This is a genomic window from Vibrio sp. S9_S30, from assembly GCF_014694455.1.
In the GTDB taxonomy this organism is placed as follows: Bacteria; Pseudomonadota; Gammaproteobacteria; order Enterobacterales; family Vibrionaceae; genus Vibrio.
This window is the reverse complement of sequence record NZ_JAAUWT010000144.1, coordinates 1-446: the sequence shown is the minus strand read 5'-3', so window position 1 is coordinate 446 and position 446 is coordinate 1. Positions and strand designations below refer to the sequence as shown.

Sequence of the window (446 nt, the reverse complement as noted above, 5' to 3'; positions counted from 1 at the left end):
ATCGCTCTAACAAAAGCTTCAAACCGACAAACAACGCGTGGCATTTTTAGTTTGCGGTGATTTGAGTGTTTAAGGCGTAATGCAGCGGCTTGGTTTGTGCGTTGTTTGCGGTTTAAGCTGGCGTTATAGCGCTTTGAAAATTCAAGGATTGTCAGGTTTTCGAAAGTTGCAGGCTTCAGTGCTTTTGAATTCGATTTCTCAACCAGCATCAAGGTGGAAAAGCTATCACAAACCAAGTTGCTGCAAGCTTTCAAAACCAATTAGGTTCGCCTAATTTTGAAGTTTTGCTCTTGGTTCGTTTTTCTAAATTCTCGACTGATTCGGTGTTTTGGGTATTGTGGTCTGGTTGCAGCAGGTTTTGTTGTCTAAGATGTTGTTCATTGAATGCAAGTTAAGTGCTTCATTGCCAAGTAAAGCCTGTTTGCTTGTATCGCTCTAACAAACAA

At 41.0% G+C, this 446-nt stretch carries 1 protein-coding gene; it reads right to left on the bottom strand.

Annotated elements, in window-relative coordinates; all coding sequences use genetic code 11:
- A partial coding sequence (locus tag HC752_RS25020; RefSeq protein ID WP_342029504.1) for a hypothetical protein occupies positions 1 to 260 on the bottom strand: 260 nt, incomplete at its 3' end.
- Positions 261 to 446: the final 186 nt, after the last annotated feature.